The organism is Actinoalloteichus caeruleus (assembly GCF_049311605.1).
Classification (GTDB): Bacteria; Actinomycetota; Actinomycetes; order Mycobacteriales; family Pseudonocardiaceae; genus Actinoalloteichus_B; species Actinoalloteichus_B caeruleus.
In genome coordinates this window covers 2,410,154-2,426,261 of record NZ_CP186005.1, presented here as the reverse complement: position 1 = coordinate 2,426,261, position 16,108 = coordinate 2,410,154, and the positions used below count along the sequence as shown (strand labels likewise).

The 16,108-nt window shown below is 72.4% G+C and carries 7 protein-coding genes; 6 read left to right on the top strand and 1 reads right to left on the bottom strand.

Annotated elements, in window-relative coordinates:
* Positions 1–150: 150 nt before the first annotated feature.
* Genes ACOJVX_RS10635 through ACOJVX_RS10610 form a run of 6 tightly spaced genes read left to right on the top strand, consistent with a single transcriptional unit; the run spans position 151 to position 15,070 of the window.
* A complete protein-coding gene (locus ACOJVX_RS10635; RefSeq protein ID WP_081715693.1) occupies positions 151–1,356 on the top strand; it encodes a DegT/DnrJ/EryC1/StrS family aminotransferase in 1,206 nt (401 codons plus the stop codon).
* A 28-nt stretch (positions 1,357–1,384) separates the two neighbouring features.
* Complete coding sequence (locus tag ACOJVX_RS10630; RefSeq protein WP_026420395.1) at positions 1,385–2,572, top strand: FAD-dependent oxidoreductase; 1,188 nt, start codon at positions 1,385–1,387, stop codon at positions 2,570–2,572.
* Positions 2,569–10,023 (top strand): amino acid adenylation domain-containing protein, encoded by a 7,455-nt coding sequence (locus tag ACOJVX_RS10625; RefSeq protein WP_422647479.1) that lies wholly within the window; start codon positions 2,569–2,571, stop codon positions 10,021–10,023. Before ACOJVX_RS10630 ends, ACOJVX_RS10625 begins: the two co-directional genes overlap by 4 nt.
* A 9-nt stretch (positions 10,024–10,032) precedes the next feature.
* Complete coding sequence (locus ACOJVX_RS10620) at positions 10,033–13,185, top strand: non-ribosomal peptide synthetase (RefSeq protein WP_422647478.1); 3,153 nt, start codon at positions 10,033–10,035, stop codon at positions 13,183–13,185.
* Positions 13,182–14,357: an acyl-CoA dehydrogenase family protein gene (locus tag ACOJVX_RS10615; RefSeq protein ID WP_081715694.1), complete on the top strand. Its 1,176-nt coding sequence runs from the start codon at positions 13,182–13,184 to the stop codon at positions 14,355–14,357. The genes ACOJVX_RS10620 and ACOJVX_RS10615 overlap by 4 nt, the downstream gene beginning before the upstream one ends.
* Complete coding sequence (locus ACOJVX_RS10610) at positions 14,354–15,070, top strand: thioesterase II family protein (protein ID WP_103055334.1); 717 nt, start codon at positions 14,354–14,356, stop codon at positions 15,068–15,070. Before ACOJVX_RS10615 ends, ACOJVX_RS10610 begins: the two co-directional genes overlap by 4 nt.
* 501 nt (positions 15,071–15,571) lie before the next feature.
* Here ACOJVX_RS10610 and ACOJVX_RS10605 read toward each other — a convergent pair.
* On the bottom strand, positions 15,572–16,102 hold the full coding sequence (locus tag ACOJVX_RS10605; protein WP_211237612.1) for a helix-turn-helix transcriptional regulator: 531 nt from the start codon (positions 16,100–16,102) through the stop codon (positions 15,572–15,574).
* Positions 16,103–16,108: the final 6 nt, after the last annotated feature.

The window sequence follows — 16,108 nt, the reverse complement described above, 5'->3', positions numbered from 1 at the left end:
GCACGGGCCCGGAGGATCGAAATCGCGGGCCCAGGTGAATTGACCGACCGCGTGTGCGGAACGCGGCGACGGCGGTTCCCGGAACTACGGAGAAGTGACGGCGGTATGCCAGCAGACCGGTACATGGTTCCCTATCCTTCGCGCGGCACGGTGCTCGGCGACACGGAGCTCGGTGCCGTGAGCGAGGCGCTGCGGTCAGACCAGACTCTGTCCGCGGGTGGTTATCGCGAGGCCTTCGAGCGGCGGTTCGCCGATCTGGTGGGCAGTCGGCACGCGGTGTCGGTCACCAGCGGCACGGTGGCGGTGCAACTCGGCATCGCGCTGCTCGGCCTGCGCCCCGGGGACGAGGTGATCGCGACCCCCCAGACGTACAAGGCCACGGTGCAACCCCTGTTGGACGCGCCGGTGACGGTGCGGTTCTGCGACGTGGACCCGCACACCCTCAACGCCGACCCCCGGAGCGTCGAGGCGTTGATCACCGACCGGACCCGGGCGATCCTGCTGGTGCACTACGGCGGGCTGGTCGCGGACATGAACGAGATCATGCGCATCGCCCGCGCGCACGACCTCCTGGTGCTGGAGGACTGCGCGCACGCGCTGGGCAGCGTCTACCACGGGCGGCGGCCCGGGACGCTCGCCGACATCGGGTGCTTCAGCTTCCACTCCAGCAAGAACATCACCACCCTCGGCGAGGGCGGCATGGTGACGGTCAACCGGGACGACTGGGCGGAGCGGCTGGACCTGATGCGCTCCAACGAGTCCGACAGCGTGTACGCCGACGCCCCCAGGCTCATCGGCGACCGCAAGCGGGCCTCGGCGTGGATGTTGCACCCCGGCAACGCCTTCACCCATGACTGCGTGGAGATCCGGCACCCGGGGACGAACGCGACGTTGTGCGAACCGGGCGCGGCCATGGGCCTGGCCCAGTTGGACCGGCTGGACCGGCTGATCTCCCGGAGGCGGGCGATCGCGGCGAAGATCAACGCCGTGCTGGAACGCTACTCGTTCGCACGCCCCGTCCAGGAGCCACCCGGTGTGGTGAGCGCCTACCACCTCTACACGTTCCTGCTGGAGACCGAGGACGGCCAGGCGCGCGACGCCGTGGTCGACAGCCTCGACCAGCGGGGGGTCGAGATGCGGCTGCGGTACTTCCCGCTGCACCTGCTGCCCGAGTGGCGAGCCAGGGGGCACGAGCTGGGTGAGTGCCCGGTCGTCGAACGCCTGTGGTTCGAACGGCAGATCAACCTGCCCTGCCAGCCGAGTCTCTCCGACGCGCAGGTCTCCCACCTGCTGGAGGTGCTGGACCGGACGTTGGCCGAGGCGGAGAACGGCATCCGCGCGTTGGCGCGGACTTGACGCCCACCGGGCAGGAAGGCGCTGAGCAGTGAGTGAGCAGACCGAGTACGACGTCGTCGTGATCGGGGGTGGCCCAGTGGGGCTGTCCTGCGGCTGGCAGGCCGCGGCACGGGGCAGCCGCACCCTGGTACTGGACCGCGTCGGGTTCTTCAACGAACGGTTGGGGACCAGCGGGGCGGAGCGGCACTGGCGGCTCCAGTACACCCAGGAGGACCTGTTCCAGCTGACGCTGGCCGCGCTGCCGCAGTGGCGCCGGTTGGAGGACCTCGCCGAGCGGACGCTGATCCACGAGATCGGCAGCCTGTGGTTCGGGGATGTCGAGGTCGAGACCAACGAGGGTCAGATCGCGGGCACCGCCCGCATGATGGACAAGCTCGGCGTGGGCTACGACTGGCTGACGGCCCGCGAGATCGAGAGCCGGTTCGGGTTCACCAACCTGCCGGACCACTTCGCGGGCTTCCTCCAGCCCCAGGGCGGCACGATCGACGTGCGGGGCACCATCGCGGCGCTCTACGGCCTGGCGCAGGAGGAGGGCTGCGACCTGCGTGGCGGGGAGCGGGTGCTGGAACTCGTCCCGGACGCCGACGGGGTGAGCCTGCGCACCGACCGGGGCCGCTACCGGGCGTCGAAGGTGGTGTTGGCCAACGGGGCCCACGCCAACGACCTCCTCGCGCCGCTGGGCGCGTCGATCGACATCCGGCTGTACGAGATGGCGCTGGTGACGATGCGGCGCCGCTCGGAGGACGTGGACTTCCCGTTCTGGTTCGTCTTCCAGGAACCCACTCCCGAGGACACGAACCTGTTCTACGGGTTCGGCCGGAACCCGTGGTCGCCCAGCGAACTGGTCCGGCTGGGACCGGTGTTCGAGGTCGACGCGCTGGAGCACGCCGACCTGGCCACCAACACGCCCAACCCCCGGCACATCAGCCGCATCGGTGAGTTCATCGGCCGGCACCTGCCGGCGCTCGACCCGGAACCGGTGCGCACCGGCACCTGCCTGGCGGTGCTGCCCGGCGACCCGCGTCGCCAGTTCTTCCTCGGCACCGCGCAGGGCCTGGTCGACCACGGCGAGCACCTGGTGCTCTACAGCGCCGGCTGGGGCTTCAAGTTCGTGCCCCTGCTGGGCCAGATCTGCGTCGACCTCGCGTTGGACGGCCGGACCGCGCACGACATCTCCCGTCTCAGCCCCACAGCCCCCCAGGAGGAGTCCCAGTGACCGGTCATGACACCGTCGAGTCGTCCGCGGGGAGTGTCGCCGTCGTCGGCATGGCGGGCCGGTTCCCCGGAGCGCCGGACCTCGACGCCTTCTGGCGCAACCTGCGCGGGGGTGTGGAGTCGGTCGCCCCGCTCAGCGACGAGGAGCTGTTGGCCGAGGGCGTGCCCCGCGAGGTGTTCTCCCGCCCCGAGTACGTCCGGGCCGCCTCGGTGTTGGACGGGGTGGACCTGTTCGACGCGTCGTTCTTCAACGTCAACGCGCGGGAGGCGGCGCTACTCGACCCCCAGCAGCGGTTGTTCCTGGAGACGGTGTGGCACGCGTTGGAGAACGCCGGCCGTGGCCCCGGGACCGACAGCGACGTCGGGGTGTTCGGTGGGGCGGGCATGTCGGCGTACCTGATGTCGAACCTGCTGGGTGGCAGCAGGATCGTGATGAGCCCGACGGTCTTCGAGCTCCAGATCCACAACGACAAGGACTACCTGGCCAGCCGGACGGCGTACCTGCTCGGGCTGAACGGGCCGGCCGTGTCGGTGCAGACCGCCTGTTCCAGCTCGCTGGTGGCGGTGCACCAGGCGGTGCGGGCCCTGGTGAGCGGGGACTGCGGTACCGCGGTGGCCGGTGGTGTCTGCGTCCGGGTGCCGCACAAGGTCGGCTACCTCTACGAGGAGGGGTTGATCTACTCGCCCGACGGGCACTGCCGTCCCTTCGACGCCGACGCCAGGGGCACCGTGTTCGGCAACGGTGTCGGCGCGGTGGTGCTGCGCCGGTTGGAGGACGCGCTCGCCGACGGTGACGACGTGCTGGCCGTGATCCGGGCGACGGCGGTCAACAACGACGGCAACGACAAGGTCGGCTACACGGCGCCGTCGGTGGCCGGGCAGCAGCGGTTGATCGCCAGTGCCCTGGCCGCCAGCCAGGTGGAGGCGCACACGATCACCGCGATGGAGGCGCACGGCACCGGAACCCAGGTGGGCGACCCCATCGAGATCAGCGCGTTGAGCCGGGCGTTCGGCGAGCACACCACCAAGACCGGGTTCTGCGCGTTGGGGTCGGTGAAGGCGAACATCGGCCACCTGGAGTCGGCGGCGGGTGTCGCGAGCCTGATCAAGGCGGTGCTCCAGCTGCGGCACCGGGAACTGGTCGGGGACCCGCACTTCCGCAGCCCCAACCCCCGGATCGACTTCGGGCAGACCCCGTTCTTCGTGAACACCGAGCTGAGCGAGTGGCGCAACGGCACGCACCCCCGTCGGATCGGGGTCAGTTCCTTCGGCATCGGCGGCACCAACGCGCACGCCATCCTGGAGGAGGCGCCGGCGCGCCGTCCCTCACCGGAGCCGGTGCGGCGCCCGCAGGTCGTGCTGCTGTCCGCGAAGTCGCCGCAGGCCCTGGACCAGGCCAGCGCCGACCTCGCCGACCACCTCGACGCCGAGCGGGACACCGCCGACGCGGCCCGGCTCGCCGACGTGGCCTCCACGACCCGCCTGGGTCGGGGCTCCCTGCGGTTCCGGCGGGCGCTGGTGGCCGACGAGGTGGGCACCGCCGTGGACCTGCTGCGCGGGTCGGACCCGTCGCGGGTGGCCAGCGCGGTGGCCCGCCCGGCCGCGCCCAAGGTGGTCTTCCTCTTCCCCGGGCAGGGGACCCAGCACCCGGGGATGGGTCGTGGCCTGTACGAGGCGGAGCCGGTGTTCCGGGCCGCCGTGGACGAGTGCGCCGAGATCCTGCTGCCGTTGTTGGACCTCGACGTGCGCACCGCGCTCTATGAGGCGGAGGAGGGTGACGAGGCGGCGGCCACGGCCGTGGAACAGACGGGCCTGGCCCAGCCGGCGTTGTTCGTCACCGAGTACGCCCTGGCCCGGCAGTTGCTGAGCTGGGGTGTCACGCCGGACGCGATGGTGGGGCACAGCCTCGGCGAGTTCGTCGCGGCCTGCCTGGCCGGGGTGATGGACCTCGGCGACGCGCTGCGGCTGGTCGCCTCGCGTGGACGGTTGATGCAGGACCTGCCCGGTGGGGACATGCTCTCCGTCGGGCTGCCCGAGGAGGAGCTGCGGGAGCTGTTGCCGGCCGAGCTGTCGGTCGCCGCCGTCAACGGACCGGCGCTGTGCGTGGTGTCCGGGCCCAGCGAGGCGGTCGCGGAGTTCCGGGAGTCCCTGGAGGGCCGGGAGGTCAGCACCCGGCTGCTGCGGACCTCGCACGCCTTCCACTCGGCGATGGTCGACCCGGTCGTGCCGACCTTCACCGACCAGGTGCGGGAGGTGTCGCTGCGGGCGCCGGAGCTGCCGATCCGGTCCACGGTGACCGGTGGGTGGCTGGAGGCCGAGGGCGCCACCGACCACGGCTACTGGGGCACGCACATGCGGGAGCCGGTGCGTTTCGGCCAGGCGGTGCGGGAGGCGGTGGCCGACCTCGGGCAGTGCGTCCTCGTCGAGGTCGGACCGGGCAACACGCTGGGCACCCTGGCCCGGCAGGCCGTCGACTCGGCGGCGACGGTGTCCGTCGTCAGCGGGATGCGCCGCGCCGACCAGGACGGGCCGGACGTGGAGGTGTTGCTGTCGGCGCTGGCCGGGCTGTGGCTCGCCGGGGTCGAGGTGGACTGGACGCGGTCGGAGCCTGGGCGGGCGCGGGTCGCGCTGCCCGGGTACCCGTTCCAGCGGCAGCGCTACTGGGTGGAACCGCGGGGCGGGGGCGCGAGCGGGGAGCTGGTCATCGACACCCCCACCGGGGGTGAGGACGCCGAGGGCGAGGCCACCGCCGGTGGTCGGCCGGCGCACCTGCTCACCACCTACGTGGCACCCCGGGACGACGCCGAGCGGACCCTGGTGGAGCTGTGGGAGGAGTTCTTCGGTTTCTCCCCGATCGGCGTGCACGACAACTTCTTCGAACTCGGCGGGCACTCGCTGTTGGCCACGCAGATCCTCAACCGGCTGGGGTCGCGGCTGGGCCACTCGGTGGCCCCGAGCCAGCTGCTGTCCCGGCCGAGCGTGGCCGGGCTCGCCGAGCTGCTGGCCGAGCAGGAGGACAGCGACGCGCCGGCGCTGAAGCTCCCGGTGCTGGTGCCCGACCCCGAGCGCCGGCACCAGCCGTTCCCGCTGAACGAGATGCAGCAGGCGCAGTGGATCGGCCGGCTCGGCAGCTTCGACATGGGCGGGGTGGCGCCGCACCTGTACCTGGAGTTCGACAGCGACACCCTCGACGCGGCGCGGTTGCAACGGGCCTGGCAGCAGGTGGTGCGCCGCCACGAGATGCTGCGCATCGTCGTGTTGGCCGACGGTCGGCAGCGCATCCTCGACAACGTTCCCGACTACGAGTTCGAGGAACTGGACCTGCGGGGCGTGGACCCGGAGGAGGCGCGCGCGCTGCTGGCCGAGGTGTCCGACCGGATGTCCACCGAGGTCCGGCCCGCCGACACCTGGCCGTTGTGGGAGGTGCGGGTGTCGAGGCTGGGTGACGGGCGGCTGCGCACCCACATCAGCTTCGACCTGTTGTGCGCCGACGTGGCCAGCTTCTTCTACCAGATCCTGCCGTCGTGGCGGGAGTTCCACGAGAACCCGGAGCTGCCCTCGGAGCCCCCGGAGCTGTCCTTCCGGGACTACGTGCTGGCGGAGGAGGCCCTGCACGACTCGCCGCTGTACGAGCGGTCCCTGGAGTACTGGCGGGAACGGGTGGCGCAGTTGCCGCCCGCGCCGGAGCTGCCCACCGTGGTCGCGCCCGGCGAGCTGGTCACGCCGGAGTTCGTGCGCCGGCACGGCAGCCTGGACCCCCGGGTGTGGGCGGGCATCAAGGAACGCGCCGGCGAGCACGGCGTCACCCCCTCCAGCGTGCTGTTGGCCGCCTACGCGGCCGCGGTGGGCCGGTGGAGCAAGAGCCAGCACTTCACGTTGAACTTCACCGCGGTCAACCGGCTGCCGTTCCACCCGGACGTCGACACCACGGTCGGGGAGTTCGCCTCCTTCGAGCTGCTGGAGGTGGACGTCCGCGAGCTGGACACCTTCGCCGAACTGGTGACGCAGGTGCAGCGGCGCAGCTGGGAGGACTTCGAACACCGCTACGTCAGCGGGGTGCGCATCCTGCGGGAGCTGAACCGGCTGCGGCGGGACACCACCGGTGGGCTGATGCCGATCGTGTTCACCAGCGCGCTGTCCACCGAGACCGACCCGGCGTCGGTGCCCTCCCCGTTGGACTGGCTGGGCGAGCAGGCCGGCTTCATCTCCCAGACCCCGCAGGTCACCATCGACCACTTCGTGTTGGAGTTGGGTGGTCGCCTGGAGCTGGCCTGGCACGCCGTCGACGAGCTGTTCCCCGACGGGATGATGGCCGAGATGTTCGAGGCCTACCAGGAACTGCTGGTGAGCCTCGCGACCCGGGAGGGGTGGGACCGGCCGCCGCTGGTCGCGCTGCCCGAGGAGCAGCTGCGGGCCAGGGTCCAGGCCAACGACACCTCCGGTCCCGTGCCCGAGGGGCTGCTCGCCGACCGGGTGTTGGCCGCCGGCCGCGACCCGGTGACCGCCGGGCGGCCCGCGGTGGTGGCCGGCGACCGGGTGCTCACCCACGCCGAGCTCGCCGCCCGCGCCGGGGACCTCGCCGGACGGCTCGTCGAGGCGGGCCACGGCAGGGGCAGCGTGGTGGGCGTCGGCCTGAGCAAGGGGTGGCGGCAGGTCGTCGCCGCGGTCGGTGCCTCCGCCGCCGGGTGCACCTACGTGCCGGTCGACCCGGAGCTCCCGGAGTCGCGGCGGCGCTGGCTCGTCGAACACGCGGGCGTCCAGTGCCTGCTGGTGGACGGCGCGGGCGGCACCGAGTGGCCCGAGGGCGTCCCGACGCTGGTGGTCCCCGACGGGTCCACCGCCCCGCCCGACGAGGCCGCCGACTGGCGGTGCCTCGGAGACCCGGGCGACATCGCCTACGTCATCTACACCTCGGGATCGACGGGCACGCCGAAGGGGGTGGCCGTCACCCACACCGCGGCGTTGAACACGCTGGTGGACGTCCAGGAACGGTTCGGGCTGACCGAGACCGACGCGGTGTTGGGCCTGTCCTCGCTGAGCTTCGACCTGTCCGTCTTCGACGTCTTCGGGATCCTCGGCGCGGGGGCGGCCCTGGTGCTGCCGGAACCGGAGGCGCGGCGGGACCCGGCGCGGTGGGTGGACCTGCTCCGCGAACACCACGTGACGGTGTGGAACTCGGTGCCAGCGCTGTTCGAGATGCTGGTGACCTACCTGGAGAACGGGCGGGAGGAGGACACCGGGGTCGCGCTGCGACTGGCGATGCTCAGCGGCGACTGGATCCCGGTGAGCCTGCCGGACCGGGCCCGGGCCCAGGCACGGGACCTGCGGGTGGTCAGCCTCGGTGGTGCCACGGAGGCGGCGATCTGGTCGATCCACTTCCCCGTCGAGGAGGTTCCTCGGGAGTGGACCTCGATCCCCTACGGCTACCCGCTGCGCAACCAGTCCTTCCACGTGCTCAACGACCGGATGGAACCGGCTCCGGTGTGGACGGCCGGGCACCTGCACATCGGCGGCGTGGGCCTGGCGTCCTGCTACTGGAACGACGAGCAGCGCACCGCCGAGTCGTTCGTCACCCACCCCACCACCGGTGAACGGCTCTACCGCACCGGTGACCTGGGCCGGTACCTGCCGGGCGGGGTGATCGAGTTCCTGGGCCGGGAGGACTTCCAGGTCAAGATCGGCGGGTTCCGGGTGGAGCTCGGCGAGGTGGAACACGCGATCGAACGGCACCCGAAGGTCGCCAACGCGGTGGCGGCGGCACTGGGCTCCCGCACGCAGCAGCGGCTGGTGGCCTACGTGGTGCCGGCCGAACCCGCGGAGGACCTCATCGAGTCGGTTCGGGAACACCTGGCGGGGACGGTCCCCAACTACCTGGTGCCGGCCGACATCGTGGTCCTCGACGAACTCCCGCTCAGCGCCAACGGCAAGGTCGACCGGGCGGCGCTTCCCGCGCCGGACCGCGTCGGGCACGCCGGCGGCGGCGACGGGATCGTCGACGAACGGCTCGCCGACACCCTGGAGCGGCTGCTCGCCCTGGCCGCGGAGAGCCTGTCGGTGGAGGCGGCGGGCGCCGAGGACAACTTCTTCTCCCTCGGCGGCGACTCGATCATGGGTATCCAGTTCGTCAGCCGTGCCGCCGCGGAGGGACTCCAGGTCGGCCCGCAGGACCTCTTCGAGAGCGACACCTTCCTCGACCTGGCCCGCAGGGTCACCGCCACCTCCGAGCAGGAGGCGGACGGGACGGTCGCGCCGTTCACCCCGCACCAGGCGGCCCTGGTCGCCGAGGGGGCCGTGGACTGGATCACGGTCGAGGCGGCCGCCTCCGACCTCGACCCGGCGTTGGCCGAACGCGCGCTGCGGGAGATCGCCGACCGGCACCCCGCGCTGCGACTGCGGTCGGGGACCCGGGACGACGGGACGCCAGGGCAGTACGACGGCGGATCCCCGGGGGACGGCCTGTTCTCCGAGATCGACCTCAGCGGGCTGGCCGAGGACGCCCGGGACGACGCGCTCGCCGAGATCGTCGCGGAGATGTCGGAGGAGGTGGGCCTGGCGGAACGGGAACCGGTGAAGTTGGCCGTGGTCCGCGCCGGCGCCGACGACGTGCGGCTGCTGTGGTTGGCGGCCGGTGCCGCCCTGGACGACACGTCGTGGCGGCTGCTGTTGGCCGAGTTCGGCCGGGCCTACCAGCAACTGGCCGAGCGGGGTTCCATCGACTGGACCGGGATGCCGGAGAGCGTCCTGGGCTGGGTCGCCACCCAGGAGGGCGCGGCACCGCCCCCCTCGGTGGAGACGGTGGCCTTCACCGGGGAACTGCGCACCGTGCTGGACGCGGACGTGACCACCGCGTTCGCCGAGGCCACGTTCGGCGCCTACCACCTGGAGCTGGGTGAGGCGGTCGCCGCGGCGCTGACCGTGGCCGCTCGGGCCTGGCCTGGGCGGGAACCGGCGGTGACGGTGGAACGGTCGCTGCGGACCGCGACGACCGACGAGGCGCTGGGCCGGTTCACCGAGGTGACCACGCTGGACGTGGCGGCCGAGGCCGTCGCCGACACCCTGACCGGGGTGAAGCGGGCCTACCGGGACGTGGTCCGGCCGGCGCCGGCCCAGCCGCGCGTGCACCTGCGGGACGTGCGGTCCGGTGACTGGCGTCCCACCTCCGGGCCACTGTCCCCGGCCGGGTTGTCCTCACCCGTGTCCACCGCGACCACTCCCGAGGTGCTCGCCGAGGTCGGCGCCGCGGTCGTCGGAGGGGAGCTGGTGCTGCGGTGGCGGCACACCACCGACGCGGCCGAGGCCACCGCGCTCGCCGAGGCGTTCACCGAGGCGGTCGAGACCATCACCGAGCACTGCCGGCAGGCGGGTTCCGGTAGCTACGAGCCGTCGGACTTCCCCCTGGCCGGTGTCGACCCCGACGAGCTCAGCGCCCTGCTGTCCACCCTTGAGAAGTAAGGCCGGTCCATGAGCCAGTTGAAAAAGGGCATCGAGGATGTCTACGAACTCACCCCGATCCAGCAGGGCCTGCTGTTCGAACAGCTCGCCAACGGAGACGCCGGCGTCTACATCGAGCAGCTGCTGCTGACCTTCGACGGAACGCTGCACCCCGAGGAGTTCCAACGGGCGTGGCAGATGGTCGTCGACCGCCACCCGATCCTGCGGACCTCCTTCCACTGGCGGCCGGAGGGCCTGCCGCTCCAGGTGGTGCACCAGCACGCCGAGCTGCCACTGGAGGTCCTGGACTGGCGGCACATCCCGGTCGCCGAGCAGAAGGAGAAGATCACCGAGTGGCTGGACCGGGAACGCGTCGAGGGTTTCGACGTGACCCAGGCCCCGGTCATGCGGCTCAGCGTCATCCACAGCGAACCCGAGACGTGGATCTTCGCCTGGCGGCTGTCGCACCTGCTGATGGACGGCTGGTCGTTCGGGTTGGCGGTCAGCGACTTCATCGACTGCTACCGGGCCCAGTGCCTGGGGTACGAGCCGGAGCGCCGGCCGATGCGGCCCTACCGCGACTACGTGGCCTGGTGGAGCCAGCGGGACCCGGAGGGCAGCCTGCCGTTCTGGCGTTCGGAGCTGGCGGGGTTCACCCCGCCGGAGCAGCTGCGGATGGGCGGCACTCCCCCGGCTCCCGGGGAACCCAGCCACGGGTTCGTGGAACTGAGCATGGCCGAGCTGGAGGCCGGGCTCCGCGACCTCGGCAGGACGAACCAGCTGACGCTGAACACCCTCGTCCAGGGGGCCTGGCTGGTGGTGTTGTCGCACCACTACGGCACCACCGACGTGGCCTGCGGTTTCACCATGGCGCACCGGCCGGCGGAGCTGCGGGGCAGTGAGAACATCCTCGGGCCGTTGATCTCCACGATGCCGGTGCGGGAACGACTCGAACCGACCCGGGCCGCGCTGTCCTGGCTGCGGGACTTCCAGATCCACATCACGGCGGTGCGGGAGAACACCAGCAGCCCCCTGTTCGAGGTGCAGCGGGTGCTGAACCTGCCGTTGGACGTGCCGCTGCTGGAGAGCAGCGTGTCCTACGAGAACATGCCCATGCCCGACTTCGCGCTCGCCGAGACCGGGATGAAGCTCACCGAGATGCGCTACGACGGGCGGCCGCACTACCCGATCACGATGGTGATCATGCCGGGTGAGGGCATGCCGCTGCGGGTGATCTACGACCGGAGCCGGTTCTCGCCCGAGGCGGCGCACCGGTTCTGCGACCACCTGCGCACCGTCCTCACCCGGCTCGTGGAGTCCCCCGAGCTGACGGTGGGCGAACTGCTGCCGGCCGAGGCCGTCGGGCCGCTGCCCGGTGCGACCGGGGACACGCCCGCCCCGCTGGACGAACGGCCCCTGCACGCCACGTTCTCCGACCTGGCCGCCGCCAACCCCGACGCCGAGGCCGTGGTCTTCGGGGACCGCCGCCTCACCTACGGTCAGCTGGCCGCGCACAGCGACGCCATCGCCGAGGAACTCGTCGAACGCGGGGTGGCGCCCGGGGACCGGGTGGGCCTGTGCCTGGAACGCTCCGACGCCCTGGTCGCCGCGATGATCGGCGTGTTCAAGGCAGGAGCGGCCTACGTCCCCCTCGATCCCGAGTACCCGGCGGAGCGGCTGCTGTCGATGATCGACGACGCCGGCATCACCGCGCTGGTCCGGGGGCCGGACCTCGCCGAGCGGACCGAGGGCTTCACCGGGCCGGTGCTCACGTTGGCCGAGGAGCTGCCCTCGTCCCCCACCGGCCGACCGCTGCCCGAGGTGGGTGCCGACGCGCCCGCCTACGTGCTGTACACCTCGGGCTCCACCGGTCTCCCGAAGGCCGTCGTGGTGACCCACCGCAACGCGCAGAGCCTGCTCGCCGCCGGGCGGGAGCTGTTCGGGTTCGGCGCGGGCGACACGTGGACGTTCAGCCACTCCTTCTCCTTCGACTACTCGGTGTGGGAGATCTGGGGGGCGTTGGGCAACGGCGGCCGGCTGGTCGTCGTCCCGTCCTGGACGGTCCGCTCCCCCGACGAGTTCCACGCCCTCCTCCGGTCGGAGGCGGTCACGGTGTGCAGCCAGACGCCGATCCTGTTCGAGCACTTCGCCGCCGCGGACGAGGCGGCGACGCCGGCGGACGGCGAGCCCGCGCTGGCGCTCCGGCACATCTTCATCGGCGGCGACCGGTTGCACGCGGCGACGGTGCGGCCGTGGTTGGCCCGGCACGGCGACGACGCGCCCCAGCTGCACAACCTCTACGGGGTGACGGAAGCGGCGGTCGTGTCGACCTGCCACCGCCTGACCTCGGAGAACGTCAGCACCGACGCGCCGCTGCCCATCGGTCGCGCCCTGCCCAACCAGCGGGCGTACCTGCTGGACGACCGGGGCCGCCCGGTACCGCCCGGGTCGCGGGGTGAGCTGTGCCTGGCCGGTCCGGCCGTCGCCGCCGGCTACCACGCGCGGGAGGAGTTGACCGCCCGCCGGTTCGGCGTCGAGCCGGTGGCCCCCGCTGAGCGGATGTACCGGACCGGGGACCAGGCCAGGGCGCTGCCGGACGGCACCCTGGAGTACCTGGGCCGGGACGACTCGCAGGTCAAGATCCGGGGCTACCGGGTCGAACTGGGCGAGATCGAGGCGGTGCTCCGCTCGCACCCGTCGGTGGCCTCCTCGGTCGCCGTCGCCCGCGCGGACGCGGGCGGGGAGCGGATCCTGTGCTACGGCGTGCCGGGCGACGGCGACCGCGCACCGGAGTCCGAGGTGCGGGACTTCGCGGCCCGCCGGTTGCCGGCGCACATGGTGCCCACCGCGTTCGGTTGGTTGGACGCGTTGCCCACCACGGTGGGCGGCAAGATCGACGTGCGCGCGCTGCCCGAGCTGGAGACCACCGCCGGTGGGGACCGCGGCGAGGCCCCGCGCACCGACCTGGAACGGGAGCTGGCGGAGGTCCTCTCCGGTCTGGTGTCGCTGCCGGCGGTGGGACGGCGGGAGGAGTTCGCCGACCTCGGCCTGCACTCGGCGCACATGATGCGGCTGATGACGACGCTGCGTTCTCGGTGGAACGTGTCCGTCCCGCTGCGGGAGCTGTACGTGTCCAACACCCTGGAGGACCTGGCCAGGCTCGTGGAGAGGGAGCGGGCGTGAGCGCACCGACGGTGACCACGGGCAACGGGGCTGCCCCGCCGCCCCTCACCCGGCTCTCCCCGGAGGACGAGGCGTGGCGGGCCCATGTGCGGGCGTTCGCCGAGGAGCACATCGCCCCGTTGTCCGACCGGATGGACCGGGACGCCACCCTCGACCCGGGGCTGCGGGAGAAGCTGTTCTCCGCCGGCCTGATGGCGGTGGAGGCCCCGGCCCGCTACGGCGGCCGAGGTGGCTCGCTGTTCCAGGTCGTGCTGACGATCGAGGAGGTCGCCCGGGTCGACCCCGGCGTGGCGGTGGGTGTCGACGTGCACAACGCCCTGGTCGTGGCGACCCTGCTCCGGCAGGGCACCGGGGACCAGAAGCGGCGCCGGTTGCCGCTGCTGGCCACCCGCCAGGTGGGGGCGTTCGCGTTGTCCGAGGAGAACGCCGGGTCCGACGCCTTCGCGGGCACGACCACGGCGGTGCCCACCTCCGACGGCGGGTACCGCATCAACGGCCGGAAGCGGTGGACGAGCAACGCCGGCCAGGCCGACGTGTTCCTGGTGTTCGCCAGGACCGAGGGGCACGGTTCCTCGGCGTTCCTGGTGGACCGGACGGCGGAGGGGCTGAGCATCGACCCCCGCACCGAGCAGATGGGGGTGCGGGCGGCTGCCACCGCGGACGTGGTGCTCACCGATGTGCGCGTCCGCCGCCAGGACTGCGTGGGCGGGCCGGGCGGCGGCGAGGGGGTGGCGATCGGCGCGCTCGACATCGGCCGGATCGGCATCGCCGCGCAGATGGTGGGACTGGCCCAGGGCGCCCTGGACGAGGCGGTGGCCTACAGCAGGACCCGGGAGCAGTTCGGGCAGCCGATCGGCTCCTACCAGGGGGTGCGGTTCACCCTGGCCGACATCGCCACCGAGGTCGCGGCCGCGCGAGCCCTGCTCTACGACGTGACCAGGACGGTGGCGGCGGGGACGGACATCGCGGAACGCCTCCGGCTGACCGCGATGGCCAAGTACTTCGCCTCCCAGGTGGCCGAACGGGCCGCCTCCCGGGCCTTGGAGGTGCTCGGCGGCAACGGCTTCACCCGGGAGTACCCGCTGGAGCGGTTCTACCGGGACGTCAAGGCGGGCAAGATCTACGAGGGGACCTCGAACATGCTGCTCCGGAGCATCGCGGGGTCGCTGTGACGACCCGGTTGTACTGCCTGGCCCACGCCGGCGGAGACGCGCGGATGTTCAGGTCGTGGTCGGCGGCGCTGGCCCCGGAGGTGGAGGTGCGCCCGGTGCAGTTGCCCGGGCGCGGTGACCGGCTGCGGGATCCGCTGGTCGACGACCTGTCGACCGTGTTGGACGACGTGCTGTCCTCGGTGGACACCGACGTGCCCTACGCGCTGTTCGGGCACAGCCTGGGCGCGATCCTCGCGTTCGAGGCCGCGGGCAGGCTGCGGGACGCCGGACTGCCCGGCCCCCGGTGCCTGTTCGTCTCCGGGCACCGCGCCCCGCACCTGCCGTTGCGGGAGGCGGTGATCCACCACCTGCCCGACGACCAGTTCATCGAACGGCTGCGTGAGCTCAACGGCACGCCGCCGGTGGTGCTGGAGAGCCCGGCGTTCCTCCGGGTCCTCCTGCCGGTGCTGCGGGCCGACTTCACCATCTCGGAGACCTACCGCTACCGGGACCGCCCGGCCTTGGACTGCCCGGTCGTCGCGCTGGGCGGGAAGGAGGACCCCGACGTCGATGGCACGGAGCTGGCGGAGTGGCGGCGCCACACCCGAGGGCCGTGCCGCAGGACGATGTTCCCGGGTGGGCACTTCTTCCTGTCCTCGGAACGGGATGCGGTGCTGGCGGTGGTGGCGGCCGAGTTGGGCTCGGTGACCTCGCCGCAGCGGTCGTCCCCCTGAAGCGGGGACGGCGACGGAGGCCGACGGCGACCCCGGTCCGGGGTCCGCCGGTCTCCCCCTGGACGCGCCGACGCCCCGGCGCGAAACACCGACGTCCGTCGGCGGTTCCCGGGCTGTGACCGCCGACGGACGTCCGGTGAGCGGTGGACGGGCGATCCGCCGGTCCACCCGGGCGGGTGGAGCGCCGGAGGTGGGGCGCCCGGCGGAGGGCAGCGGGAACGACCGGCCCGCGCCGAGCGGGACCGGCCCGGGGATCGGGAACGACAGGAGACGTGGGTGCGGGCGGAGCCGGGCTCGGAGGCGGACGACGACGTTGTCGTCCGGTCGGTACCGAGGCTGGCCCCCGACGTGCTCCAGGTGACCGGGTGACCGGAGGTGGGACGTCCGGCGCACCGCGGGGTGGGGCGGTGCCGGGTTGTCCGGGAGGGAGGTCCTCCCGCCACGGACAACCGGTCCTCAAGGAGGGTGAGGTACTCGGCCCAGCCGCCCAGCCCGCCGCCGTCAGAGCGAGCAGGACCGCGTGCAGGACCGCACCGGTCCGTTGCTGGTGCTCTCGGGCACCAGCCCGTGGTGCATCGCGATCACCACGGCTTCGGTTCTGTCGGCAGCGCCGAGCTTGTGGTAGATCATGTGGAGGTGCGCCTTGACCGTCTGCTCGGTGATGTGCAGGGACCGTCCGATGCGGCGGTTGGAGGAACCCTGCATGAGCAGGTCGAGGACCTGCTGTTGACGTCGGGTGAGTTGGAGTTTGCGCCCGTTCGGCGCCTCCGACGGCGTCTCCCCCGCGTCCCGGTCCGTGGTGGGGGAGGGACGAGGTCGCTCCGGCTGGGCCGCCCCCTCGGGGAGGTCCCGTCCCGCTCCCTCCGGTTCGCGGTAGTCGCGGGGCGTCGGCAGGCTGCTGCGTGCCCGCCGGGCGAAGTCCCCGAGTTCCTGTAATCGGGCGAGCACTTCGTGGATCACCGCGAGGGCGGTCTGGACACCGTCCTCGTCTCGTCGTTCGAGCGCTGGTTCTCGTCGCTCGGACGCTGGCATGACATT

Bases quoted from the DNA above. Each gene is read 5' to 3' on its own strand.
- ACOJVX_RS10620 (WP_422647478.1), top strand. From the start codon at position 10,033: ATGAGCCAGTTGAAAAAGGGCATCGAGGATGTCTACGAACTCACCCCG.
- ACOJVX_RS10605 (WP_211237612.1), bottom strand. From the start codon at position 16,102: ATGCCAGCGTCCGAGCGACGAGAACCAGCGCTCGAACGACGAGACGAG.